20 protein-coding genes are annotated in these 24,653 nt (G+C 36.6%); 6 read left to right on the top strand and 14 right to left on the bottom strand.

The features are described 5' to 3' along the window. Both R2782_RS03620 and R2782_RS03615 read right to left on the bottom strand, forming a co-directional pair. Complete coding sequence (locus R2782_RS03620; protein WP_371266711.1) at positions 1-933, bottom strand: type IX secretion system membrane protein PorP/SprF; 933 nt, start codon at positions 931-933, stop codon at positions 1-3. Between the two features lie 70 nt (positions 934-1,003). Next, entirely contained in the window at positions 1,004-8,326 is a 7,323-nt protein-coding gene (locus R2782_RS03615; RefSeq protein ID WP_371266710.1) for a fibronectin type III domain-containing protein, read from the bottom strand. Positions 8,327-8,517: 191 nt separating this feature from the next. On the opposite strand from R2782_RS03615, the gene hflX reads away from it, so the two are divergent. After that, positions 8,518-9,741 carry a GTPase HflX gene (gene hflX, locus R2782_RS03610; protein WP_371266709.1) on the top strand — a complete coding sequence of 408 codons (1,224 nt, stop codon included), beginning with the start codon at positions 8,518-8,520 and terminating at the stop codon, positions 9,739-9,741. 251 nt (positions 9,742-9,992) lie between these two features. Here hflX and R2782_RS03605 read toward each other — a convergent pair whose 3' ends face one another. The 6 genes from R2782_RS03605 to R2782_RS03580 form a co-directional block, all read right to left on the bottom strand. Beyond that, positions 9,993-10,886: a DUF3078 domain-containing protein gene (locus tag R2782_RS03605; protein WP_371266708.1), complete on the bottom strand. Its 894-nt coding sequence runs from the start codon at positions 10,884-10,886 to the stop codon at positions 9,993-9,995. A 41-nt stretch (positions 10,887-10,927) separates the two neighbouring features. Continuing rightward, complete coding sequence (locus tag R2782_RS03600) at positions 10,928-11,434, bottom strand: DUF2480 family protein (protein WP_371266707.1); 507 nt, start codon at positions 11,432-11,434, stop codon at positions 10,928-10,930. A 62-nt stretch (positions 11,435-11,496) separates the two neighbouring features. After that, on the bottom strand, positions 11,497-11,820 hold the full coding sequence (locus R2782_RS03595; RefSeq protein ID WP_333693585.1) for an SUF system Fe-S cluster assembly protein: 324 nt from the start codon (positions 11,818-11,820) through the stop codon (positions 11,497-11,499). A gap of 45 nt (positions 11,821-11,865) precedes the next feature. Then, positions 11,866-12,285 (bottom strand): SufE family protein, encoded by a 420-nt coding sequence (locus R2782_RS03590; RefSeq protein WP_371266706.1) that lies wholly within the window; start codon positions 12,283-12,285, stop codon positions 11,866-11,868. Further along, the gene (locus R2782_RS03585; RefSeq protein ID WP_371266705.1) at positions 12,275-12,715 is read right to left on the bottom strand and encodes a hypothetical protein; all 441 of its coding nucleotides are present in this window, start codon (positions 12,713-12,715) and stop codon (positions 12,275-12,277) included. The genes R2782_RS03590 and R2782_RS03585 overlap by 11 nt, the downstream gene beginning before the upstream one ends. Positions 12,716-12,727: 12 nt before the next feature. Further along, positions 12,728-13,942 carry an aminotransferase class V-fold PLP-dependent enzyme gene (locus R2782_RS03580; RefSeq protein WP_371266704.1) on the bottom strand — a complete coding sequence of 405 codons (1,215 nt, stop codon included), beginning with the start codon at positions 13,940-13,942 and terminating at the stop codon, positions 12,728-12,730. Between the two features lie 154 nt (positions 13,943-14,096). On the opposite strand from R2782_RS03580, the gene R2782_RS03575 reads away from it, so the two are divergent. The 3 genes from R2782_RS03575 (at position 14,097) to R2782_RS03565 (ending at position 17,062) form a co-directional block, all read left to right on the top strand. Then, positions 14,097-15,443 (top strand): serine hydrolase domain-containing protein, encoded by a 1,347-nt coding sequence (locus R2782_RS03575; RefSeq protein WP_371266703.1) that lies wholly within the window; start codon positions 14,097-14,099, stop codon positions 15,441-15,443. A 165-nt stretch (positions 15,444-15,608) separates the two neighbouring features. After that, the gene (locus R2782_RS03570) at positions 15,609-16,622 is read left to right on the top strand and encodes a DNA-binding protein (RefSeq protein WP_371266702.1); all 1,014 of its coding nucleotides are present in this window, start codon (positions 15,609-15,611) and stop codon (positions 16,620-16,622) included. A 56-nt stretch (positions 16,623-16,678) separates the two neighbouring features. Continuing rightward, entirely contained in the window at positions 16,679-17,062 is a 384-nt protein-coding gene (locus R2782_RS03565; RefSeq protein ID WP_371266945.1) for a type II toxin-antitoxin system death-on-curing family toxin, read from the top strand. 105 nt (positions 17,063-17,167) lie between these two features. Here the strand turns inward: R2782_RS03565 and sufD are convergent, their stop codons facing one another. From sufD to R2782_RS03535, 6 genes are all read right to left on the bottom strand, one after another. Continuing rightward, positions 17,168-18,484 (bottom strand): Fe-S cluster assembly protein SufD, encoded by a 1,317-nt coding sequence (gene sufD, locus R2782_RS03560; RefSeq protein WP_371266701.1) that lies wholly within the window; start codon positions 18,482-18,484, stop codon positions 17,168-17,170. Between the two features lie 36 nt (positions 18,485-18,520). Further along, on the bottom strand, positions 18,521-18,910 hold the full coding sequence (locus tag R2782_RS03555; protein ID WP_371266700.1) for a four helix bundle protein: 390 nt from the start codon (positions 18,908-18,910) through the stop codon (positions 18,521-18,523). A 72-nt stretch (positions 18,911-18,982) separates the two neighbouring features. Next, on the bottom strand, positions 18,983-19,732 hold the full coding sequence (gene sufC / locus R2782_RS03550) for a Fe-S cluster assembly ATPase SufC (protein ID WP_371266699.1): 750 nt from the start codon (positions 19,730-19,732) through the stop codon (positions 18,983-18,985). Between the two features lie 63 nt (positions 19,733-19,795). Then, the gene (locus tag R2782_RS03545) at positions 19,796-20,143 is read right to left on the bottom strand and encodes a four helix bundle protein (protein ID WP_371266698.1); all 348 of its coding nucleotides are present in this window, start codon (positions 20,141-20,143) and stop codon (positions 19,796-19,798) included. 23 nt (positions 20,144-20,166) lie between these two features. Then, positions 20,167-21,615: a Fe-S cluster assembly protein SufB gene (sufB, locus tag R2782_RS03540; protein ID WP_371266697.1), complete on the bottom strand. Its 1,449-nt coding sequence runs from the start codon at positions 21,613-21,615 to the stop codon at positions 20,167-20,169. A gap of 10 nt (positions 21,616-21,625) precedes the next feature. Further along, positions 21,626-21,955 (bottom strand): HesB/IscA family protein, encoded by a 330-nt coding sequence (locus R2782_RS03535; RefSeq protein ID WP_371266696.1) that lies wholly within the window; start codon positions 21,953-21,955, stop codon positions 21,626-21,628. A 170-nt stretch (positions 21,956-22,125) separates the two neighbouring features. On the opposite strand from R2782_RS03535, the gene R2782_RS03530 reads away from it, so the two are divergent. After that, positions 22,126-22,986 (top strand): MBL fold metallo-hydrolase, encoded by an 861-nt coding sequence (locus tag R2782_RS03530; RefSeq protein WP_371266695.1) that lies wholly within the window; start codon positions 22,126-22,128, stop codon positions 22,984-22,986. A 59-nt stretch (positions 22,987-23,045) separates the two neighbouring features. Further along, positions 23,046-24,647 (top strand): S8 family peptidase, encoded by a 1,602-nt coding sequence (locus R2782_RS03525; protein WP_371266694.1) that lies wholly within the window; start codon positions 23,046-23,048, stop codon positions 24,645-24,647. Positions 24,648-24,653: the final 6 nt, after the last annotated feature.

The raw sequence follows: 24,653 nt of genomic DNA, 5'->3' as shown, positions 1-24,653 counted from the left end.
TTAGAAAAATCGTGGTGAACGGGATACTTTCTTGGGGAAATTTACATCAAACAACAAGAAAAACTCGTGTGAAGAAGGAGTGGTGATATTCAAATCTGAGACGATGTGATCATAGGCATAACCAACACGAAGATTGGGGGTGATGGCATAATTAATCATCGCTCCAAAACTGTCTTCTAGACGATAGGTCGCTCCAATTTCAAACTTCTCAAAGAATAAAAAGTTGGTCGATACATCCAAGGAAGTAGGTGCGTTAAAAGCTGACTTTAACATTGCAAAGGGTTTGAATTTTGTGTTCGGACTCAAATCAAAGACATATCCCGCTGTTAAAAAGTAGTGCGAAACCTCCGAACCAAATTCTCTCTCTTGTCCATTATCGCGTAAATCCAAATGTTTTGACTTAAGCATATTGGGAACCGAAAAAGCAATGTAATACTTGTTGGTGTAATAAAAGAGTCCTGAACCAATGTTCAAATACGTGTTACTGATGTTTTCACTAAAAGCCGGGTCGTTTTCCTGTGGGAGCGTGTTGTATACATCGCTAAACAAACCAACATTATGAAAGGTAAGCCCCGCTTTTAATCCAAAAGCCAATTTGTGCTCTCCGCCTAAGTTAAGCGTATAGGAGAAGTCAGCATACGCATTGTTCTCTTCTACAGGTCCTATCTTATCCGAGATAACACTCAATCCTAACCCCACATTTCTTCCTACGGGCATGTGTCCGGAAAAAGTAGCTGTGGTGGGAGCATCTTCAATGTCAACCCATTGTTTTCTGTAAAGTAATCCAAAGGATAGATTCTCTTTACTCCCTGCATAGGCCGGGTTTATTACGTTCATATTATACATGTACTGTGTATAATGTGGATCTTGCTGGGCTTTGGTTTCAAAGAAACTAATCGCGGCGATCAATGTTGCAAAATATATTTTTCTCATTTCTTTATAGGGTTTATTTTTTTAAACTCACCATTACTGTTTTTCTGTAATGGTGAGTTATGTATATCTACTAACGCTCTCTGTTGATATAAATCCAACCGGTTTTAGCTTCAATGTTATTGAACTCTATCACAAAGTAGTACGTACCATCGGGTAATTCATCACCGCTATTGGTTTGTCCATACCACTGATTGCTGTAGTTTGTTCTATCATATACCTTAGTTCCGTAACGGTTAAAGATAGATAACTTTCGAACATCAAAGTCTGTTAAATCAAAGAAATCATTCAGCCCGTCAGCGTTTGGTGAAATCCCTTTTTGAATGCCGCAATTCTTTATCACTACCTCAAAAGATGATTCGTCAAAACATCCTTGCGATGTTCCGGCATAAATGTATACCATTTGATCTTCTTCCAGAGCTTGTCCGGCAAATAATTGAGTGCCGGTGGCACCGGGACCTGTGTAATACGCATTACCTGTTGATAATTCCGGTAAGAAGTAGCGTGTACACTCTTCAACATCACTTAACTCATCTGCCTCTACTGATACAAAAGTAACCGTAAAGCTAGACTCTGATGAACATCCTGCTAAAGTACCCTGAGCAAAGATATAAACCGTTTGCGGAGTAGTACTAACGGTAACTGTGGTAAGTACATTACCCATTCCGTTTGGCTCTGAATAGTAAACACCATTGGTTAACGCCGGTAACACATAGTCTCCATCTGTAGCACAAAGTATTTGGTCTACACTTGTATCAACCAATGGTCGGGCAATAACCTCAACAGTCATCGTCTGTGTTGTAGCACAAATACCTTCACTTGGCTCAAAAGTATACGTGGTTTGTCCTGCTGTTGCACTACTAAAGGCAGGACTCCATGTTCCTGTAATTCCATTTTGTGATGTCTGGGGTAAACTTGCTGTTTCTCCCACACACAATGGACCTACTTGTGCAAAAGTTGGCACAACTCTATCGTTGATTGTAATGAACACCGAAACAACATCAGCACATTCACCCATAGCAGGAGTAAATACATACTCTACATTTTCTCCAGGAACAGAAGTGTCTATTGCCGAAGGATTCCATGTTCCATTTATACCATTCTCTGATACAGAAGGTAAAGCATTCGGAGTATCATCTAAACAATACGTTGTGGTTAAAGCCGTAAATAAAGGCGTTGCTGGGGTACTGATTGTTATTGTTATTACTGTTGTATCTTGACACTCAACACTCGCATCAGGGGTAAAGGTATAAGTAGCTTCTCCCAAGGTAGCCGTATCAATGACTGCCGGTGACCATGTTCCCGGTACAGAATTGTTCGAAACCGGTAAAGCATCTGCCATAGCTCCCTGACAATACGTGGTAGTTATCGGTTCAAATGTAGCCACAACAGTAGGACGAACTTCAACACTTATTGTTGTCGCAATAGCACATTCTTGTGTGCCATCCGGTGTAAATGTGAAATCAAACATTCCCGGTACACTCGTGTCAATCACTCCACTCCAAGTTCCCGTTACGCCCTCTAAAGAAGTAGTCGGTAAAACCGGTGGCTCTACTCCCTGACATACTGATATAACATCGAACGTTGGTAAAATCTCAGTGGATACGGTTATTAAAAGAGTAACCGAAACAGCACATTGACCTGCATCCGGAGTAAATACATAGGCTGCATCTACAACGGCTATTGACGTATCAATCGTTGCAGGACTCCATGTCCCTGTAATACCGTTTGTAGAGGTTGGTAAAGCATCCGGTGTTGCGTTTAAACAATAAGCCGTACCAATTGGATCAAATGTTGGTGTGACTTCTTCAGTTACAGTAACTAACAACGTAACTGTATTGGCACACTGTCCTTCATCAGGTGTAAACACATAGGTTGCATCAACAACGGCTACTGACGTATCAATTACAGCCGGACTCCATGTCCCTGTGATACCATTTGTTGAAGTTGGTAATAATACATCTGGGGTTGAACCAATACAATAAGTTAATGTTATTGGGTCAAAAACAGGATCTACAACATCAATAACGGTAAGCGTTACGGTATAACTTTCATTGATTTCACATACTCCTGTATTCGATGAAATTAAATAGGTAATCTCATAGGTTCCTGCTGCACTGGTTGCCAAATCAATAGCACCTGTAGAGGCATCAATTGCTAAACCATCAGGAGATGCAGAAAATTGACCTGACGTATCAAAATCTACAGCAGGTTGAAGCACCGGATTGGTGCCGGACTTACAGTATTCTGTGTCGTCATAACTAAATTCTGTAATTGGAGTAACCGCATTTACTAATTCTACTGTAAATGTAAATGTCCCTCCATCGGTACAACCTTGAGGTTCTAATGTATATACAACATCATAAATACCTGCGGTACTTGTTCCTAGATTAATTTCACCGGTAGTTGAATCAATTACTAAGCCTGCAGTAGATGTAAACTCTCCGCCGGTATTAAAATCAGTAGCTAACGTTGGCAATAAAAGCCCACTGGTACTTGACACACAAATAACGGCCGGATCATATTCAAATTCTACAATTGGTGTAACAATATCATCCCCAAACATTAAGAAAAAGGATTTCACCAACGAACAAGTATTGGTTAAATCAGAAACACGTACCCAAATTTGTTGACCATCCGTTCCTTCAAAAGCTTCAGGATTCTCTATTGGATTTTGAGGAACCAATGCATCTTCTTCTGACAAATAATAACTGAATAGGAATAAAGCAGGATCAAAAGTTCCCAATATAACTTCATTGTTTTGAGTTAAATCAAAAATAGCTGTACTAGTTGCACTACACGACTCTAAATCAATTGGGTCATTATTAGGGAATTCGATGATGTAAACAATATCAACTGTTTTAGAAGTCGTTACCTCTTCTCCAGGAGTACAAGTAGCATAAGTTGCAACCGCTTCCATTTCAAGTGTTAAAGACAAGTTTGTTTCTAATTCTTGCTGTTGTTCAGGTGTTAAAACAATGGAAATATCTTCTTGATCACTGTAAAACGCTCCATTCATTAACCATTGGAAATCAACATCTGACTCGCCGTTTGGTAAAAATCTCCATGCTTCATCAGTAGCAGACCACGTTCCAGTATTACGTCCAGGAGGCGTATAACCCTCTGTTCCTGTCGCATTTTGAATACCAATTACTCCTCTCCCGCCATTCCATGAAGTACAAGGAACTCGTCGTTGAACATAAACCTCAATGATATTTGAAATTTCATAAATAACAATTTGAGTTGTTTGTGCTCCTACAGTAGGATTGTTATTACATGCTCCACTGAACTGAGCAACTTCCGAATAATTAACAACCAATGCTCTACATGGATATGTTCCTAATACTTGATAATTAATATCTGGATTAGCAAAAGCATTATTGATGTTTGGGTCAATATCTTGGTAAACTCCATAAATTGCATTTAAAATTGGAAAGGCAGGATCCGGAACAGATTGGGTGTATGCCCATGGACAGAATCCTCCATCAGCCATTCCATTCCCAAATTGGACAACACCATTTGAGCCTACTTTTGCCTGCGTATAGGATTGTCCAAAGAAACAGAAGTTAAAAGGCAAGTCAATTGCACTTGACCAAACGTCATCGGTATTAACCGAAGTTTGAATTCCACCAACAAATGGGAATGGTGGAGCATATTCAATAGATTCAACTGCATAAGAAGTCGTTGCTGCAATTCCGTAAAAAGAAGCAGAGAGGTTAATTTCTTCAATATCAGAATCCGGACAAACAACTACAGAACCATCCACAATATCAACTCCAACTCCCACTACATCTACAGAAGCACATCCTGGTGGAATAAAAATTGAAAACTGCTCAGGGCCTGCCCAAAAACTTTTATCATCTTCTGAACAAATTGCTCTCACATAAAATTCATAAAACACATCCTCTTCCGCAAGGAAATTATAATTAGGTTGATCAACTATAATACCAACTGCATCAGGAGCAGGAGCACCAGAACCTAACGGTTGTATAAATACTTCCCATTGTGTTTCTGTTCCCACAGGTGTCCAAGATAAATCAACAGCAAAAGAACCAATTTCAGTTTGTGGCAATAAATCAATTGGAGAAGGACAAGTTACCAAACTTAAATTGATGTTATCAATTGCTGCTGGTGGCTGTGTACCTCCACTTCCATCATTTCTCCATTCAAAAACCAATCGAATTGTTGTTCCTGCATAAGGAGCAAGAGACAAAATATATGACTGAGTCGTGTAATTTCCATTTTGATTGAAGTTGGCTCCTAATTGAACCCCTCCACTTGCACCAGCGGTAATTTGTGTTCCTTGCGTTGGATTGAAAGAAGTTGGAACAATCCAAACTCTAAAATAATCAAATGTTGATTCCCCAAGAGCTCTCCAATCAAACGAAAGTGTACCTTCGTTCACCGCAGTTGGAATGGCAATGTCTCTGTAAGCATGAACCGTAGTAGCTGCACTTCCGACAGTATACGTGTTTGAAACACCGTTATCATTTGAAATATACATGGCATGAGTACCACCGTTGTTTGTAGCTGTACCCACTGTCCATCTGTTGACAGATGCTCCGTTGACAAATGACCATCCGTGTGTTCCTTCAAAATCTTCAGCATAATTTAATTCTGCCGGAATTTGAGTAGTAATAAATGTAGCCGGTGCAATTGTCCATGGACTAATACTTGTATCACTACATAGAGTTCGAACATAAACAGTATAACTTGATGAAGGAGTTAATCCTTCCAACAAAAACGGATTATCTGTAGTAACTGTACCCGTATCAGTATCTGCAGGAGCAGGAGATCCTGCTAGCACAACAATTACTTCGTAATTATCGAAACCGGGAATTGCATCCCAACTTACTTGTGCATTTTCTTGACCAACATTAGACACAACAATATTGTTTGGTGGTAAACATGCCGGATTATCACAATCTACCATAGCGGTATATAAAACAGTGTTAACTAATCCTGCTGATGCTACGTTCATGTTGTATAAGGTTTGATCAAATGGATTGATAACCTCTATACGAACCTCACCTGCAAATGTTCCTCCAACACTCCAAAATAAATCAAACGGTAATCCGTCACACAAAGGAACAACTACGTCAACCGGACCAGTACCTCCTGTAAAAGTTGCACCAATTGTAGCTACTACAATTCCGTTTTGTCTAATTTGCATTCTGGCACCATTCCATCCGTCACCAAAACTATCCGTCATTCTAAATGTATACTCACACTGATCTTCAACAGGACAAATAGTTGTATTAAACACCGTAACGGGTGTCCAATTACTTGGTGTTGGTGTAGAACAAATTGCTCTTACATATACATTATAAATGGTAGCAGCTGTTAATCCTTCAATTAAAAAAGGACTGTCCGAAGTAATTGTACCAGTACTTGAAGCTCCTGGTGCAGGGTCTCCATTTAGTAAAACAATCACTTCGTATTGTGTAATCCCAGGTATTGGAGTCCATGAAACTTCAGCAGAAACATCACTTATATTATCAACCGTAACCCCATCTGGAGGTAGACACGCAGGATTATCACAATCGACCAAACCACTATACAACTCAGTATTCACCAAACCAGCTGAAGCAGTATTCATGTTATATAATATTTGGTCAAATGGATTAATTACTTGAATACGCACCTCTCCAGGGAAACCTCCACCGACTGTCCAAAATAATTCAAAAGGTACACCTGTACAAAGTGAAACCGTAACATCCACAGGACCATTACCTCCGGTAAATGTTTCTCCGATTGTAGCAATAACCAATCCGTTTTGTCTTATTTCCATTCGGGCTCCATTCCATCCGTCACCAAAACTATCGCTCATTCTGAATGTATACAAACATTGCTCATTTGGTTCACAAATTGTAGTGTTGAATAAAAATGGACCAGCCCAAGCACTAAAAGTACCATCGCCACAATCTCTTCTCACCCAATATTGGTATTGCGAAGAAGCTACAAGCGGTGTACTGTCAAATAATGTAGTAACGGTAACATTTTCAAAACTATTTGTTTGAACTCCCGCACCGGCAGGTACAGCAGACCCAGCCGTTTGAACTACATACTCCCAAGAGGTTGCTCCGTTTGCATCCCAATTTAACACAGCACTTGTTTGTCCTCCTACAGCTCCTAAATTGGTTGGTGGCGGGCAATTAACTACTTGTAATGCTAACGTATATGGTATTGTAGCAGGAGTACCACTGGTTGAAATCACTATATAATAGGTTTGTCCTGCAACAACAGGCAAATCAATAACGCGAGGTGTTCCGGTATTATTTGCTACACCGGCAATACAACTTACCCCGACATTAGCACAACTATTATAAATAAATAACCCTGAATTGTTACCGGTTGGTGTCATTGTTACATTCACAACACCATCAAAATCGGCTGTGTAGCTGTAATAAACATTATTCCCGTTTAAGAAATTACCTGTTGCACCACAACCCGATGAGCCCGGAGAACCATCGATATCATCTGAATAATTTGACGTATTATCTGTTGTAGAATAAGGCAAACCACTATCGATTGGAATAGCGGAATCACATGTTAACCCCGGTGAAGAGGTTGTAAAGTTAGCTGGCCCAACCCATTCACTACTACTTTCAGAACATATTGCTCTTACATATACTTCATATTGCGTAGTAGGGTTTAAATTAGTTGGAGAATAAGACGTAGCAGGGCCTACTTGAACACCAACTCCGGTTGGAGCATTTGGAAACTCAACGATTTCAACTTCAAAAAGTTGAGCACCACTTGGGTTATCCCATGTAATGGTAGCACCAACTTGGCTAATCATTCCTACTTGTATATTTTCAGGATTTAAACATCTTTCTACTACACGAACATCATCCACAATCCATCTGTCTCCGGTTGGAGCTGCTGTAGGTTGAGTCACTAATAATACAAAAGCTATATAAATGTCTTGTCCTTGAAATCCGGTAAGGTCTACTGTTTTTTCCTCACAAATATTAAAAACATCTGTTAATTCAGCCTCAGTCCATGATGCAACAATTTGGAATCCACTAAATTGGTCAACGGTTGAAACCCGAATCTGATAGGTGGTGTTTTGAAACCCATTAATTGTAGAGCGAGTTGAAAATACAAGTTGCCCATTATCCGGCACTGTAACCTCAGTAGAGACTAACCATTTTTCGGACGTGTTTCCTACTCCAATATTTTCAGTTCCATTCACAAAAGCTGAAATGGTCCCTTCACAAACAATTGGCGGTGTTGTAACGGTGTTTACGGTAGTCCATTGGTTATTACCGAATGCATTGTTGTATCTTGCCCAGCCAGTCGGTATTCCTCCCTCAAAATTTTGAGGAATCTGAGAATACGCAACCGTTCCTGTCATGATAAACAACAGTAAAAGTAATGTAATTCTTTTCATAAAATGAAAGTTTAAATTGTTTTGAAATATTTTTTCGTAGGTTTAGAGAGCCAAATTTAACAAAAATTAAGAATTATGTAACAATATTTTTATATTTAACTAAATAATTCAATAAATTTAGTGTATTTGTTCAAGCTGTTTGGTCAAAAAAGTGACTGAATTGCTTATTTTTGCAAGACTTTAGATGCTCTATGTTAGAAAAAGAAAAAATAAATTTTGAGAAAACGGTTGTTGTAGGAATTGTTACGAAAGAACAAGACGAATCTAAATTAAATGAATATTTAGATGAATTAGAATTTCTGACTTTTACTGCCGGAGGTGAAGTGATTAAGCGTTTTTGGCAGAAATTGGAAAAACCCAATCCCAAAACATTTGTTGGGACAGGAAAAATGGAGGAAATACATCATTATATCAAAGAAAATAGCGTATCAACCGTTATTTTTGATGATGAGCTTTCTCCTGCCCAACAAAAAAACATCACCAAAATTTTAGATTGTAAAGTTTTGGACCGCACGAACTTAATTTTAGATATTTTTGCTCAGCGAGCAGAAACTTCGTATGCGAGAACGCAGGTGGAATTGGCTCAATGTCAATATTTACTACCGAGATTATCAGGAATGTGGACACATTTAGAGCGTCAACGAGGTGGAATCGGGATGCGTGGTCCTGGTGAAACAGAGATTGAAACCGACAGAAGGATTGTACGTGATCGAATTGCATTGTTGAAAGACAAAATCAAAACGATTGACAAACAAATGTCGGTTCAACGCAGTAATCGTGGAGCGATGGTTCGGGTAGCTTTAGTGGGTTATACCAATGTAGGGAAATCAACGTTGATGAATGCTGTTGGAAAAAGTGACGTTTTTGTGGAAAATAAATTGTTCGCTACTTTAGACACCACTGTTCGAAAAGTGGTAATTAAGAATCTACCTTTTTTACTTTCGGATACAGTTGGTTTTATTCGAAAATTGCCTACGCAATTGGTAGAATCCTTTAAAAGTACGCTGGATGAAGTTCGCGAAGCCGATTTGTTGCTTCACGTAGTAGACATTTCACATCCGGATTTTGAAGATCATATTGCTTCCGTAAATCAGATTTTGCAAGATATAAAAAGTGTTGATAAGCCAACCATCATGGTTTTTAACAAAATAGATGCGTATAAACCCGCTTATTTTGATGAGCATGATTTAATGATTGAGCGAACCTCAAAACATTATTCATTAGAAGAATGGAAAACCACATGGATGAGCAATGTGGGTGAAAAAAATGCCCTTTTTATCTCGGCTACTGAAAAAGAAAACTTTGAAGAATTTAGAGAAAAAGTCTATGAAGCTGTGAGGGAAATTCATGTTACTCGATTCCCTTACAACAAATTTTTGTATCCGGATTATAAGGATGCTGTGGATGAAGAATAGCATTTAGCACTGTCTGCGACAGGGATTGCAGTGGAAAGCTTTTTTGAAATAAATTTTTAGTTTTGCTGACAAACAAAAGCTACCAACGGAAGCTCTTTGGGTGGCTTGCAAAACTTAATTTTTTTTGAAAAACTTGGAACGGAAAGCCCGCCCGTTCGGCCAAAAAAGATTCCGAGAAACGAAAAATTTCATAATTTTTTTTATGAGATTCCTCGTTCCTCGGAATGATAAGATTCTATAGAAAATATTTTTTAAAATCCGAAATTCACGCCCAACCCAATAACTTGTCTGGTTTGAAATCCTTCAAAAGCATTATCGTCATAAATGGTTTGAAAGGCAAGATTGGTTGACAAATATTTATTGATTTTCATCACAATATTTACTTGATAGTCTAAATCAACATTTTGTGGGTCTTCAAGGTAATTGGTATATAAATTCAAAATGTTTTCCATGCTTACATTTTCAAAAAGTTGAGTTTTGTAGTAAGCGGAAAGCGAGGCTCCAAATTCAAAACGCATATTATCGCCCGGATCAACTCCAAATGCTCCTAAGTCAGCCAAATCTTGATCCATTACAAAAACAAAACGAGAAGTTAACGGTGCGATATTTACTTTTAGATTTTCAGTTTTTCTCCACATCATACCGGGACCAACTTGTAAAAATGCCGGAGAGAAGAAACTGGTTGATTTAGGTAAAGTAAAGCCGGGTGCCGGATTTCCTAAATCTGTTGTTAATTGTGTTTTTAAGTTTAAAAACATTGAATAATACCAATAACCGGTTGCTTTTTTACCGGCTAAGGAATTGAATTCAAAACGGTCATCCGATTTAAGAATTTCTTGACCTTTAATTTTGGTAACGCCATAATTTACCATTAATTTGTTATCCCAACTCCAATCTTCTTTTTTGTAATTGAAATCATAATTAATTCCCGCTGAAATAGCCAGGTTTGATTGTCCACCCGCTAACCAATTTGAAAAGGTTGATTGATTGGCTAAAAAATTGAAATTTCCTTTTTTAGTCCATCCTTTTGTTGCAGTGGTGTCCTCAATTTTTTTTGCCACTTCTTCAACAGATTTAACCACTCCGTCTTGAGCCATCACTGTTGACCCAACCATTAATACCATTAAAAGTAATTTTTTAAACATAATTTTAGTGTTAAAAATAAGCACAAAAGTAATGCTTTTTTTTAACTTTTATTTTTGAATAACGGAACAGCAGAGCATGCTTCCCCAAACATCACACTTTTGGCTACTTTTTGAAGATTTTGCATGGCAAAAATATACGCTGATTCCGGTACCGGTTTTTTAGAACATCCTTTTAGAATTACCGGTTTATCGCTGTAGATGGAATAATCGATTTGATTGAGTAATTCATTATATAACAAAGTGTCGATTTCTTCTTTTTTCCCTAAAATGATTTTTTGGGCAAAGGGTTGCAAATGTACCGTTACTAAAATCGTTGCCCAGGCCGGTAAAATGGCCTCAGTAGAACAATAAATCGCCACAAAATGATTTTGGTATTGCGACCAATCATGGTTTTTTAAGGCTTCGCGGAAGTCTTTTTCTTTTAGTAAAAAACCTTTTTCCAACCATTGAGCAATATCAATTTGTGTTCGAATTCCGGCAGGATAATAATCCTCTAAATCGAACACTTCAAGGGGTGAATTGGCTACTTTGTTGATGATTTCGTTCATTTTTGTTGTCGGTTGACGGTTGCCGGTTGTCTGAAAAACGGATAACAGACAACTGATAACTGTTACAGCATCCCTAATTCTAATTTTGCTTCTTCACTCATTAAATCTTTACTCCACGGCGGATCGAAAGTGATTTCCACTTCACATGATTTAACGGCATCAATGGATTTTATTTTTTCCTCCACTTCTTGTGGTAAAGTTTCTGCAACGGGACAATTGGGTGAAGTTAAGGTCATTAACACTTTCACGTCGTTGTCTTCGTTAATCATGACATCATAAATTAATCCGAGTTCATAAATATCGACTGGTATTTCCGGGTCGTAAATTCCTTTGAGGACTTTTACAACGTTTTCGCCTAGGTTTATTTCGTCTTTATATTCTTCCATTTTATGCTGAATTTAGTTCTGCATCTTTCGCTGAACATTGTTTTTTTAATTTTTAGCTTCAAAAGCTAATGCATACATTTTTATTTGCTTGATCATCGAAACCAAACCGTTTGCTCTGGTTGGTGACAAATGTTCTTTTAAACCAATTTCATCAATAAAATCGGTTTTGGCTTCTAAAATGGCAGATGGTTTTTGGTTAGAAAATACTCGGATTAAAATGGCGATGATTCCTTTGGTTAAAATAGCATCGCTATCGGCTGTAAACATAATTTTTCCGTCATTTTCTTCTCCTTGTAACCATACTTTTGATTGGCATCCTTTGATAATGTTTTCATCGGTTTTGAATTTCTCATCAATCAACGGTAATGATTTTCCGAGTTCGATGATGTATTCATAACGTTGCATCCAATCATCAAACATTGAAAACTCGTCAACGATTTCATTTTGTATTTCTTTAATTGTCATTACTTTCTGTTTTTACAAACGAAACTATTTTGTTTACAAACCCTTCTATTTCAACTGGCGGACTACCATGATCAAAGGTTTGAGATTGGTAAACTTTACCTTCATACACAATTCTGACATTGGCCATTGCGGCACCGTCATAAAATCGTTTTTCGGTTGGTGCTTTGTAATTTTCTAATTGGTCTAAATCTAATTTCATGAACAAATCTGCCAATTCTTTCCAATCTTCTTTTGCTAGTTTGTAATCTTTTGTCTTTTCATCTCTTTTTTTAACAATGGAAAGTGTTTCATTCTGAATTTGTATATTGAAATAGCTTCCTCTCGAAATGGCTTGGTATTCGATGGTCGCTTTTTTCATTTCTTCTTTTTCCTTTTGACTGCAATCATTCGCTAAAAAAAGCGACAGAAAAATCATTGTAATCGTTTTCATAATCTGTTTTTTTTAAGACAACATTAGTTTTGCTTTTTTAACGGCTTCCACCAAGGCGTCAATTTCTTCTTTGGTGTTATAAAACGCAAACGAAGCTCTCAACGTTCCCGGGATTTGATAAAAATCCATAATCGGTTGAGCACAATGATGTCCGGTGCGAACCGCTACACCTAACTTGTCAATAATCGTACCAACATCATACGGATGAATGCCATCAAGATTAAACGAAATTACGGAAGTTTTTTGATTAGAAGTGCCATAAATTTTTAATCCTTCAATTTCTAATAATCGGTTGGTTCCGTATTCTAACAATTCGTGTTCGTAGGCGGCAATGTTTTCAAAACCAATTTCATTGAGATAATCAATGGCGGTTCCAAGGACAATTCCTCCCGCAATATTGGGTGTTCCGGCTTCAAATTTGTGTGGCAATTCTGCATACGTGGTTTTTTCAAACGAAACGGTGGAAATCATTTCGCCGCCCCCTTGATAGGGTGGCAGTTTATTCAACCAAGCTTCTTTACCATATATAATTCCGGTTCCTGTTGGTCCGCAGATTTTGTGTCCGGAAAATACATAAAAATCACAATCTAAGTCTTGCACATCGGGTTTCAAATGTGGAGTTGCTTGTGCTCCATCGATTAAAACGGCTGCTCCAACTTCGCGGGCTTTTTCAATCATCCATTTGATTGGATTGATGGTCCCCAACGCATTTGAAATATGATTAACGGTTACGATTTTGGTTTTTTGTGAAAGTAATAATTCGTATTCAGATTGAATTAATTCGCCGGTTTCGTTCATCGGAATCACGACTAATTTCGCTCCCGTTTTTTCGCAAAGCATTTGCCAAGGGACAATGTTGCTGTGGTGTTCTAATGCAGAAACCATGACCTCATCACCCGGTTTTAGAAAACTCGCAAATCCATTCGCTACCAAATTAATACCGTGTGTAGTGCCAGAAGTAAAAAGCACTTCGTGACTGAATTTAGCATTGATATGTTGTTGAATTTTTTGACGAGACGCTTCATATGCATCGGTAGCCAATTGACTTAAAGTATGCACTCCACGATGAATATTGGCATTAATTTCTTTGTAATAGTTCGCTTCGGCATCAATTACTACTTGAGGTTTTTGCGAAGTGGCGGCGTTATCGAAATAGACAAGCGGTTTTCCGTTTACGGTTTGCGAAAGTATCGGGAAATCGGCTCTGATTTTCTGAATGTTTATCATTTTTTATTTAGAAAAATTCTAAATACAAAAGTAGTAAAAAGGATTGCGTATCTGCCACGAATTCACGAATTTTTATGAATTGTGAGAGTTGAAAGACCTCAAATGCTGTTTTTTATTTCCTATTATTTTATACATTGCAAAAAATAAAATTCAAATGAAAAAGTTTTTTAAATTTTTAGGTGTTTTGCTTTTATTAGCTGTCGTTTATGTTGGTATAACGACCTATCCAAAATTAGATATCGTTTCCGGATTTTCGGCAAAAAGTGTAGCTTCCGGACATTTTATTGACGGACGATCACTCGAAATTATTGAAAGTGGCGACAATGACATTGAAAGTGTTCGATTGGCAACCAATGAAATCAATGAACAAGGAAAATTTGTTATTTCTTCTGCTTTCGGATTAAAAAAACGCAAAGCCATTTACCGAGAAGGTTTGGGAGCTACTTTAATAAATGATGATTTTGATGAAACAAAACCGTATTTGGTTCCGAAACGAAATAAAACAGCTCTTAATTTACCTTTTCCGTATGGAAATTTGGAACCCAAAGACAGCGTTTTTCCGGAAGTGAATTACGAAAAACTGAATCAAGCGGTTGCGAATGCTTTTGATAAAAAAGGTAAAAAAAACAAACGAACACGAGCTCTTTTGGTCATTTATAAAGACAAAATCATTGCTGAGAAATACGAAGACGGATTTTCTAAAAACACCAAATTCTTGGGTTGGTCGATGACCAAAAGTATCACAGCGACTTATTTTGGAATTTTACAGCAACAAGGAAAAATTGACATTAATCAACCCGTTGGTTTGCCGGAATGGGCGAAAGATGAACGTTCTAAGATTACATTACACCATTTGATTCAAATGAATTCCGGTTTGGAATGGGAAGAAGATTATGGAAAAATTTGTGATGTAACAGAAATGCTTTTCTTGGCCGAAGATATGCCTAAAGTGCAATTGGAAAAACCGGCTGCTTTTGCCCCTAACACGCATTGGAATTACTCTTCAGGAACAACGAATTTGCTTTCCGGAATTTTGCGAAGAAAATTTGCAACCCATCAGGAATATTTAGATTTTTGGTATTCGTCATTAATTGATAAAATCGGTATGCATTCGATGTTGATTGAATCGGATATGGCCGGGAATTTCGTGGGTTCATCGTATGGTTGGGCCACCACTCGCGATTGGGCAAAATTTGGCTTATTGTATTTGCAAGAAGGCAATTGGAATGGTGAACAGCTTTTTGATAAAAATTGGGCAAAGTATGTGGCAACACCTACTCCTACTTCCAACGGTGCTTATGGTGGTCATTTTTGGTTAAATGCCGGCGGAACTTATCCTGATGTTCCGAAAGACATGTATTATGCGAGTGGTTATCAAGGGCAAAAAGTCATCATTATTCCCTCTAAAGAAATGGTGATTGTTCGTTTTGGTTTGACGGAAGATGAGGATTTTGATTTTAATGGGATGATGAGGGATGTTTTGGGGAGTTTGAATAAATAAAGAACTATAGTATTTCATACCTTTGTATAATTTATTTTACTAACTAAAATTATTTTCTTTTTGTTAATATTTTTAAGTTGTGTAAACCCCAGTAAAATCAGTATTTTAAAGAATGTTCCCCTCATAAATAAGGGAAACAATAAAAGTTATTAACAATTTTTGTTTATGAAAAAAGATTTAACTATGTCTGCCGTTGACAGACAGAATATTTTAAACAACAAAATAGCTATAGAGAATATTCAAGAATATATAGGTGTCAGCGGTATGTTTTTTAAGGGAGAATATAGATTCACAAAATTACAAGTTTCTGATTTTTATGGTGTAGATATATCAACTATTGAAAGATATTTATCGAGTAATGAAGAGGAATTAAAGCATAATGGTTATGAAAATTTAAAAGGAAAATCATTAAAAGAATTTAAAGAAGAATTTGGTTGGATGCTGAGAGAAGGGGCAAAAGCACCACAACTAGGCGTGTTTAATTTTAGAGCCTTTTTAAATCTTGGAATGCTTTTAACAGAAAGTGAAAAAGCAAAAGCTTTAAGAAGCGTTGTTCTTGATATTGTAATAGATACTTTAAATCAAAAAGTTGGAGGTTCAACAAAATATATAAATCAACGTGATGAAGATTTTATCGTTGCGATAATGCGAGAGCCTGTTTATAGAAAAGAATTCACTAACGCCCTAAATTTATATTTAGATATGGGTAATTACAAATACTCAATGTATACTGATAAAATCTATGAAGCAATCTTTCATGAAAACTCGAAAGAATATAAACAAATCTTGCAACTTGAAGATAGAGAAAATCCTCGAGACACTATGTATTCTGAGGTTTTAAAACTTATTGCTTCTTTTGAAATTGGAATTGCAGATGCAATGAGAATTAAATTTGATGAATTAAAAAGGAAACTTCAACCAACTGAATTAGATGCCTTAATTGAGGATTTTTCTAATAATCGGTTTTGGATACCTCAATTAGAAGATGTGAGAACAAAAATGGCTTGTAGAGATTATGGTTTAAGAAATATAATTCATGAGAGACTAAAACCATATATTGGATCATTAAATGGAGATGAATATGATCGTTTTTTAGGAGATAAAAGCAAAGAATTAATTGATAGAGTTATGGAAGACGAACAACTACTTGAAATATTCAAGAGACTAAAAGATAGATAAATAATGAATGAATATATCTATTTTGATGCAGAACATGCTTAAAAGTTCATGACCAAATAATTATTAATTCAGGCGGTATCCTAGGAATAATCAATTATGGCTTACTTGAAAGTTCTATTGAACACACGAAAAATGACCTATATTATCCTAATTTCGAGGACAAACTAACTCATCTTTTTTTTTCAATAAATAAAAATCACTGTTTTAATGACGGTAATAAAAGAGCTTCTATTGCACTTTCAGCATATTTCTTAGAAATAAACAACTGTGGTTTTATAGTTCCAAAGTTTATTGATAAAATGGAGAATATTGCAGTCGATGTTGCTGACAATAGAATCGAAAAAGACCTTTTACTAGAAATTATTTATTCCATACTGTATGAATACGATTTTAGTGAAGAACTAAAACTAAAAATTGTCTTAGCAAAAATAAATTCTTAGAGATTTTTCTAATTTTTAATCAAAGTAAAATCGCAAATGACGCAAAGTCAACAATCTAAACTTTGCGTCCTTTGTGAAAATCTTAGCTTCCTTTGCGGTTAAACCCTACAAATCAAACCCCAAATTCACTCCCAATTTCGTCGCAATAATCTTCATGATGCGTTGTTTGAGTTCCGGTATTTTGATGCTTTCGATGACTTCTTTGGAGAACGCATACAGCAATAACGCTTTGGCTTCTTTTTGCGGAATACCGCGTTGTTGCATATAGAACATTGCACTTTCGTCTAATTGACCAATTGTGCAACCGTGTGAACATTTGACATCATCGGCAAAAATTTCCAATTGTGGTTTAGCGTTGATGGTGGCTTTGTCGCTCAACAAAATGTTGTTGTTTTGCTGAAAAGCATCGGTTTTTTGGGCTTCTTTTTCTACGAAAATCTTTCCGTTGAAAACGCCGGTGGAACTTCCGCCTAAAATGGTTTTATAGTTTTGATGGCTTTCGCAATTGGGTGTGGCGTGATTCACTAACGTGTAATGATCCACGTGTTGCTTGTCGCCAATGATTGTAATTCCTTTTAAGGTGGAATCGATTCGTTCGCCAAAATGATAGAAATTCAGGTTGTTTCTGGTAATGTTTCCACCAAATGAAAACGTATGAACCGCTACCCTACTCTCTTGTTTTTGAGAAATATACGTGTTGTCAATCAAATTGGCCGTTTGTTCGTCGTTTTGAATTTTATAATAATCGACAATGGCTCGTTTTTGAGCAAAAATTTCGGTTACTGAATTGGTCAAAACCGGATTGCTGTTTAAACTTTGATGGCGTTCGATGATTTGCACGTGAGCATTTTCGCCCACGATAATCAAATTGCGAGGTTGCACCATCAACGCACTTTCGACTCCGGTGGAGAAATGAATGATTTCAATTGGTTTGTCGGCTACTTTGCTTTTTGGGATGTTGATGAACGCTCCTTCTTGTGCAAAAGCAGTATTTAAAGTAGTTAAACTCTCGTCTTTACTGGCGATTTGGTTGAAATACGTATCCAAAACCATTTTGTATTTTGGCTTTGTCAACACAGAAGAAAGTAAACAAACATCAATTCCTTCGTGCGTAGTTGACGATAAAAACGAACTGAATTTACCGTCCACAAAAACCAATTTATACGTATCAATTTCGTGTAGAAAAAATTGCTTGACATCTTTAAATTCAATTGCATTTTCCTGTTTAGGAAAAACAGAGAAATCATTTTTTAAGACCGAATTCAGTGATGTATATTTCCAAGCTTCTTCTTTTTTAGTGGGGAAGCCCTTATTTTCAAAGTTTTTGATGGCAGAAGTTCGGATATCATGCAACTGTGCAGTTACATCAACTTTTTCTTCAAAAGCCATGAAGGATGATATGAGTTTTTCTTTTAAATCCATTTTATTGGTTTCAAGTTTCAGGTTTCAAGTTTCAAGTTATTGAAATTTGTTCCCTTTAAAATCTTTTTTGTTTAAATAGGTTATAAAATTTTTAATCTTACCGCTTAAAATTTCATATTTTGTTTTCAAATCTTCAAACTTTTCTTCTGAAATATATTCGTAATCGAAAAGTCTATAAATTTGTGATCTTGATTCTCCGGCAGATCCTTTTGCGATGGATAAAAAATGACGAAATTCAATGTTTCCATCTCTCTCAAACCCTTCAGCAATATTATCCATCACTGAACCAGATGATGCTTTTATTTGCTCTTTAAATCTAAAATCTGTTTTTAAATCAGTTTCTTTAGAAATAATGTAAATTTCTTTCGCAAGTTTTCTGGCTTCTTGCCAAATTTCTAAATCTTCAAACTTTGTAATTGTTGCCATGGCTTATAAATATTTAAATGGTTTATACTAATTAAACGAGAAAAACTTGAAACTTGAAACCTGAAACAAATTTTAAACTAATTCCGCTTTTATCCAATCGTAACCTCTTTCTTCTAACTCGTATGCTAACTCTTTTCCACCTGATTTTACGATTTTTCCGTCCATCAAAACGTGAACAAAATCAGGGATGATATAATCTAATAAACGTTGATAATGCGTGATGACTAAAACGGCATTTTCTTGGCTTTTCAATTTATTCACGCCATTTGCTACAATTCGCAATGCATCAATATCTAAACCTGAATCAGTTTCGTCTAAGATGGCTAATTTGGGTTCTAACATCGCCATTTGAAAAATTTCGTTCCGCTTTTTCTCTCCTCCCGAGAAACCTTCGTTTAACGAACGAGATAAAAACTTGCGGTCAATTTCTAATAATTCTGATTTTTCACGAATCAATTTCAGCATTTCGTTGGCTGGCATTTCTTCTTTTCCGTTAGCCTTTCTGCTTTCATTGATGGCCGTTTTCATAAAGTTCGTTACCGAAACTCCAGGGATTTCCACGGGATATTGAAACGATAAGAAAATGCCTTTGTGAGCTCTTTCTTCCGGAGCTAAATCGGATAAATCTTCGCCTAATAATTCAACAGAACCTTCGGTTACTTCATAATTTTCATTTCCGGCAATTACCGCAGAAAGTGTGCTTTTTCCTGATCCGTTTGGACCCATAATGGCATGTACTTCTCCGGCTTTAATTTCAAGGTTGATGCCTTTTAATATTTCTTTGTCTTCAATGGAAGCGTGTAAATTTTTTATTGATAACATAATTAATTTGGAAATTAGTTAATTTGGAAATTTGGAATTAATTGAATCCCTGAAATTTTCAAATTATTTTTGTTTTGATGTTATTATTATCTTATTGACTATTCTTGATATACTGTTAACTTGCTCAATTAATTGATCTACATTTGGATAATTATCTGAAAATTTACAGAGCTCTAACCAATAAATCGTTTCTTCAATTTCTTTAGCAGCTATTTTAAACTTATGAATAAAATCTGCTTTGCTTTCAGCATTTTGAGCTTCTCTGATATTTGCTCCTATAGAAGTACCTGATTTTAAAAGCTGATTAGCAATTACAAATTTTCTATTTTCTTGCAAACCCTCAGAGTACTTTATAATATCTAAGGCAAACTGAAAAGTAAATTTTATAATTACGTTTTCTTTCTCTTCCATTTTCAAATTATCTCATTTTCAAATTATCCAACAGAGCCTTCAAGTGAAATCTCCAACAATTTCTGAGCTTCAACCGCAAATTCCATTGGTAATTTATTCAATACTTCTTTACTGAAACCATTGACAATTAAAGCAATCGCTTTTTCAGTTGGAATTCCACGTTGGTTGCAATAAAAAACCTGATCTTCTCCGATTTTTGAAGTCGTTGCTTCATGTTCGATTTTGGCGGATGTATTTTTACTTTCGATATACGGAAAGGTGTGGGCTCCACAATTATTACCCATTAAAAGCGAATCACATTGTGAAAAGTTTCTAGCATTATCAGCTCTTGACGAAATTTGAACCAAACCTCGGTAACTGTTTTGTGACTTTCCGGCTGAAATTCCTTTGGAAATGATAGTCGATTTTGTGTTTTTTCCTAAATGAATCATCTTGGTACCGGTATCGGCTTGTTGGTAATTATTGGTTACGGCAATCGAATAAAATTCGCCAATAGAGTTGTCGCCTTTCAATACACAAGATGGATACTTCCATGTTACGGCTGATCCTGTTTCTACTTGCGTCCAAGAGATTTTGGCATTTTTCTCGCACAAACCTCGTTTGGTCACAAAGTTATAAACGCCACCTTTTCCTTCTTTGTTTCCGGGAAACCAGTTTTGAACGGTGGAATATTTTATTTCGGCATCGTCCAACGCAATCAATTCCACTACTGCAGCATGCAATTGATTTTCGTCACGACTTGGAGCTGTACAACCTTCCAAATAGGACACATAACTGCCTTCATCGGCAATAACTAACGTACGTTCAAACTGACCTGTTCCGGCTTGATTGATGCGGAAATACGTGGATAATTCCATCGGACAATGAACGCCTTTAGGAATATAACAGAAACTTCCATCTGAAAAAACAGCGGAGTTCAATGCCGCATAAAAATTATCTTTGGGCGGCACAACGCTACCGATGTATTTTTGAACCAACTCCGGATGCTCTTTGATAGCTTCCGAAATACTCATAAAAATGATGCCTTTTTCAGCCAATGTTTTTTTGAAGGTTGTTGCCACAGATACTGAATCCACTACGATATCCATCGCAACATTATTCAATTTTTTTTGTTCATCGATGGAAATTCCCAACTTTTTGTACATCGCTAGTAATTCCGGGTCCACATCATCAAGGGTTTTATTCGGATCTGCTTTTTTTGGAGCAGAATAATATGAAATCGACTGAAAATCAGGTTTTTCATAACGTACGTTAGCCCATTCTGGTTCGCTCATTTCTTGCCAAGCACGAAAGGCTTCTAAACGCCAATTGGTCATCCATTCAGGTTCTCCTTTTTTGAGTGAAATTGCCCGAACGATATCTTCATTTAAGCCCACCGGAAACGTTTCCGAATCTAATTCGGTATAAAAACCATATTCGTATTCTTTGGTTTCCAGTTCAACTTTTAAATCGTCTTCTGTATATTTTGCCATTGTAGTCTAATTAAAGTGAGAATGATTCTCCACACCCACATGTTCTATTTGCATTCGGGTTATTAAATACAAATCCTTTTCCGTTTAATCCCCCTGAAAATTCTAAAATTGTACCGGCTAAGTAGAGAAAACTTTTCTTTTCTACGGCTACCTTTATATCGTTGTCTTCGAATACTTTATCGTTTTCTCCTATTTCTTTGTCAAATTTTAATTCATAAGACAAACCGGAACATCCACCGCTTTTTACGCCAACACGAACATAGTCACGAGCGGCATCAAAACCATCATCTTGCATCAAATCGATGATTTTTTTTCTGGCTGTATCTGAAACTTTTATCATGCGTTATTTTGATTTTGTCTAAATTAACTGCAAAGATACATCAAATTAAGAATTTTAAAAGCGTTGCTAACATTTTTATAACGAATGGATTGATAGAAAATAGTTATAATTCCGCTTTGAAAAGATAAGTTTTTAGTAATTTGCGAAACATTTTACTTCAAATTACGATTATGAAACTATACCCCATTGAAGCCGGAAATTTTAAACTTGACGGTGGAGCCATGTTTGGCGTAGTACCAAAAACCATCTGGAGCCGAACCAATCCGGCAGACGAAAACAACCTCATCGATATTGCGGCTCGTTGTTTATTGATTGAAAACGGAAATCGATTGACCCTGATTGACACCGGAATGGGCAACAAACAATCGGATAAATTTTTTGGTTATTATTCGCTTTGGGGCGAACATTCATTAGATAAATCCTTGGCAAAATATGGTTTTCATCGGGATGATGTAACGGATGTTTTTATGACGCATTTGCATTTTGATCACTGTGGCGGAAGTGTTAATTGGAACAAAGACCGCACAGGTTACGAAGTCGCTTTTAAAAATGCGAAATTTTGGACGAACGAAAACCATTGGGAATGGGCAACCAAACCCAATTCACGTGAAAAAGCTTCTTTTTTGCATGAAAATATCTTTCCAATGCAGGAAAGTGGTCAGCTAAATTTTATCAAAAGACCAAATTCAGATTTTGGCTTTTCTGAAGAATTAAATTTTGGCATTTTTTATGCGGATGGACATACTGAAAAACAAATGTTGCCTCACATCCAATACCAAGATAAAACCATTGTTTTTTGTGCGGATTTATTGGCAACAGCCGGACATATCCCGATTCCGTATGTGATGGGTTATGATACCCGACCGCTTTTAACCTTGGATGAAAAAGCAAAATTCATGAATGCCGCAGCCGAAAACAATTACTATTTATTTTTAGAACACGATGCTCATAACGAAATCATCACGGTTGAAAAAACCGAAAAAGGTGTTCGTTTGAAAGAAGTTTTCCGTTGTGAAGATGTCTTAACATAGTGTTAATCTCATTACTTTCGCTTTTAAAAATCCTATTTTTACTCCAAAAAATCAAATTAATGAATTCTATTAAATCTTTATCTATCTTAGCTGTTTCCGGTGTTTTGTTAACCGGTTGCGGTACCCAAAAAAATATAGCTTACCAACAATTAAAACCGATTACATCTGAAAGCGTTCCTTTAAAAAACGCCAAAATAACTGATGCAGAATTGTTGCGTTGGAGTCATTTAGACCTCATCAAAGATACGATTCCGGGCATGAGTGTTGACCGAGCGTATAATGAACTTTTGAAAGGTAAAAAAGGTCAAAAAGTAATTGTCGCAGTAATCGATAGCGGTACTGACATTGAACACGATGATTTAAAAGGTCGCGTTTGGACAAACGCTAAAGAAATTCCCGGAAACGGAATCGATGATGATAAAAATGGTTATGTGGATGACATTCACGGTTGGAATTTCCTTGGAGATATCATTCATGAAAATTATGAGTTTGTTCGTTTGCTTAAAAAAGGGGATGACGGTTCAGAAGCATATAAAAAGCTTCAAGCAAAATACGATAGCAAAAAAGAAGAAATTTTGGGTAACAAACAGCAATTGGATTTTATCCTTGCGGCTGATAAAGCCATTTCCGACCATTTGAAAAAAGAAAATTACACCCTTCAAGACATCAAATCGATTTTAACAACTGATGCTACTTTGGGAAATTACAAATTGGTTATGCTTCAAGTACTTTCAACTACTACGGTTGAAGAGTTTAAAAAAGAAATCAATGACTTCAAAGATTATATCTATGACCAATTGAACTATAATTTAAATTTGGAATATGACGGTCGCAAGATTTTAGGGGACAATGCTGAAGATTTTTCCACCAAATATTATGGCAACAACCAAGTTTGGGGACCGGATAAAAAATATGCTATGCATGGTACTCACGTAGCCGGAATTATTGCCCAAGTACGTGGAAATAATTTAGGCGGCGACGGTGTGGCTACAGGTGTTGAAATCATGGCCATTCGTGCAGTACCAAATGGTGATGAATATGACAAAGACATCGCTCTTGCCATTCGTTATGCGGCTGACAACGGTGCCAAAGTGATCAACGGTAGTTTTGGAAAAGGCTATTCTCCTCAGAAAGAATGGGTGCATGACGCTATTAAATATGCGGAAAGCAAAGATGTATTGTTCGTGCACGCAGCCGGAAACGACACCGACAATTTAGATGTGGTGGAAAGCTATCCAAACGACCGAGTAGGTGAACAAGAAATTGCTTCTAATTTCATTAAAATCGGAGCATTAAATTATGAATATGGCACGAAGATGGTTGCCACTTTTTCTAACTACGGAAAAAAAGATGTAGATGTTTTTGCTCCCGGTGTAAAAATTTATGCCACTGTGCCTAACCAAGAATTTAAATACGAGCAAGGTACTTCGATGGCCTCGCCCAATGCGGCAGGTGTTGCGGCTTTGATTCGTTCGTATTATCCCAATTTAAAAGCGGCCCAAGTAAAACAAATCCTTAAAGAAAGTGGCATTTTAATCAACAGAACGATTGCTATTGGTGGAGAAAATTCAAACAAAGCTAACTTTACTGAATTATCAGGAACAGGAAAAATTGTGAATGCGTATAATGCTATTTTAATGGCAGAAAAAATGTCAAAATAAAAAACG

Origin of the sequence: Flavobacterium sp., from assembly GCF_041392085.1 — a bacterium.
GTDB lineage: Bacteria > Bacteroidota > Bacteroidia > Flavobacteriales > Flavobacteriaceae > Flavobacterium.
This window is presented reverse-complemented; position numbering and strand designations above follow the sequence as displayed.

Excerpts from the sequence above, each read along its gene's own strand:
- R2782_RS03605 (WP_371266708.1), bottom strand. The coding sequence starts at position 10,886 with ATGTTTAAAAAATTACTTTTAATGGTATTAATGGTTGGGTCAACAGTG.
- R2782_RS03530 (WP_371266695.1), top strand. The coding sequence starts at position 22,126 with ATGAAACTATACCCCATTGAAGCCGGAAATTTTAAACTTGACGGTGGA.
- R2782_RS03580 (WP_371266704.1), bottom strand. The coding sequence starts at position 13,942 with ATGATAAACATTCAGAAAATCAGAGCCGATTTCCCGATACTTTCGCAA.
- R2782_RS03595 (WP_333693585.1), bottom strand. The coding sequence starts at position 11,820 with ATGGAAGAATATAAAGACGAAATAAACCTAGGCGAAAACGTTGTAAAA.
- R2782_RS03545 (WP_371266698.1), bottom strand. The coding sequence starts at position 20,143 with ATGGAAGAGAAAGAAAACGTAATTATAAAATTTACTTTTCAGTTTGCC.
- sufC (WP_371266699.1), bottom strand. The coding sequence starts at position 19,732 with ATGTTATCAATAAAAAATTTACACGCTTCCATTGAAGACAAAGAAATA.
- R2782_RS03615 (WP_371266710.1), bottom strand. The coding sequence starts at position 8,326 with ATGAAAAGAATTACATTACTTTTACTGTTGTTTATCATGACAGGAACG.
- R2782_RS03600 (WP_371266707.1), bottom strand. The coding sequence starts at position 11,434 with ATGAACGAAATCATCAACAAAGTAGCCAATTCACCCCTTGAAGTGTTC.
- hflX (WP_371266709.1), top strand. The coding sequence starts at position 8,518 with ATGTTAGAAAAAGAAAAAATAAATTTTGAGAAAACGGTTGTTGTAGGA.
- sufB (WP_371266697.1), bottom strand. The coding sequence starts at position 21,615 with ATGGCAAAATATACAGAAGACGATTTAAAAGTTGAACTGGAAACCAAA.
- R2782_RS03585 (WP_371266705.1), bottom strand. The coding sequence starts at position 12,715 with ATGAAAACGATTACAATGATTTTTCTGTCGCTTTTTTTAGCGAATGAT.
- R2782_RS03570 (WP_371266702.1), top strand. The coding sequence starts at position 15,609 with ATGAAAAAAGATTTAACTATGTCTGCCGTTGACAGACAGAATATTTTA.
- R2782_RS03590 (WP_371266706.1), bottom strand. The coding sequence starts at position 12,285 with ATGACAATTAAAGAAATACAAAATGAAATCGTTGACGAGTTTTCAATG.
- R2782_RS03620 (WP_371266711.1), bottom strand. The coding sequence starts at position 933 with ATGAGAAAAATATATTTTGCAACATTGATCGCCGCGATTAGTTTCTTT.
- R2782_RS03535 (WP_371266696.1), bottom strand. The coding sequence starts at position 21,955 with ATGATAAAAGTTTCAGATACAGCCAGAAAAAAAATCATCGATTTGATG.
- R2782_RS03555 (WP_371266700.1), bottom strand. The coding sequence starts at position 18,910 with ATGGCAACAATTACAAAGTTTGAAGATTTAGAAATTTGGCAAGAAGCC.
- R2782_RS03525 (WP_371266694.1), top strand. The coding sequence starts at position 23,046 with ATGAATTCTATTAAATCTTTATCTATCTTAGCTGTTTCCGGTGTTTTG.
- R2782_RS03575 (WP_371266703.1), top strand. The coding sequence starts at position 14,097 with ATGAAAAAGTTTTTTAAATTTTTAGGTGTTTTGCTTTTATTAGCTGTC.
- sufD (WP_371266701.1), bottom strand. The coding sequence starts at position 18,484 with ATGGATTTAAAAGAAAAACTCATATCATCCTTCATGGCTTTTGAAGAA.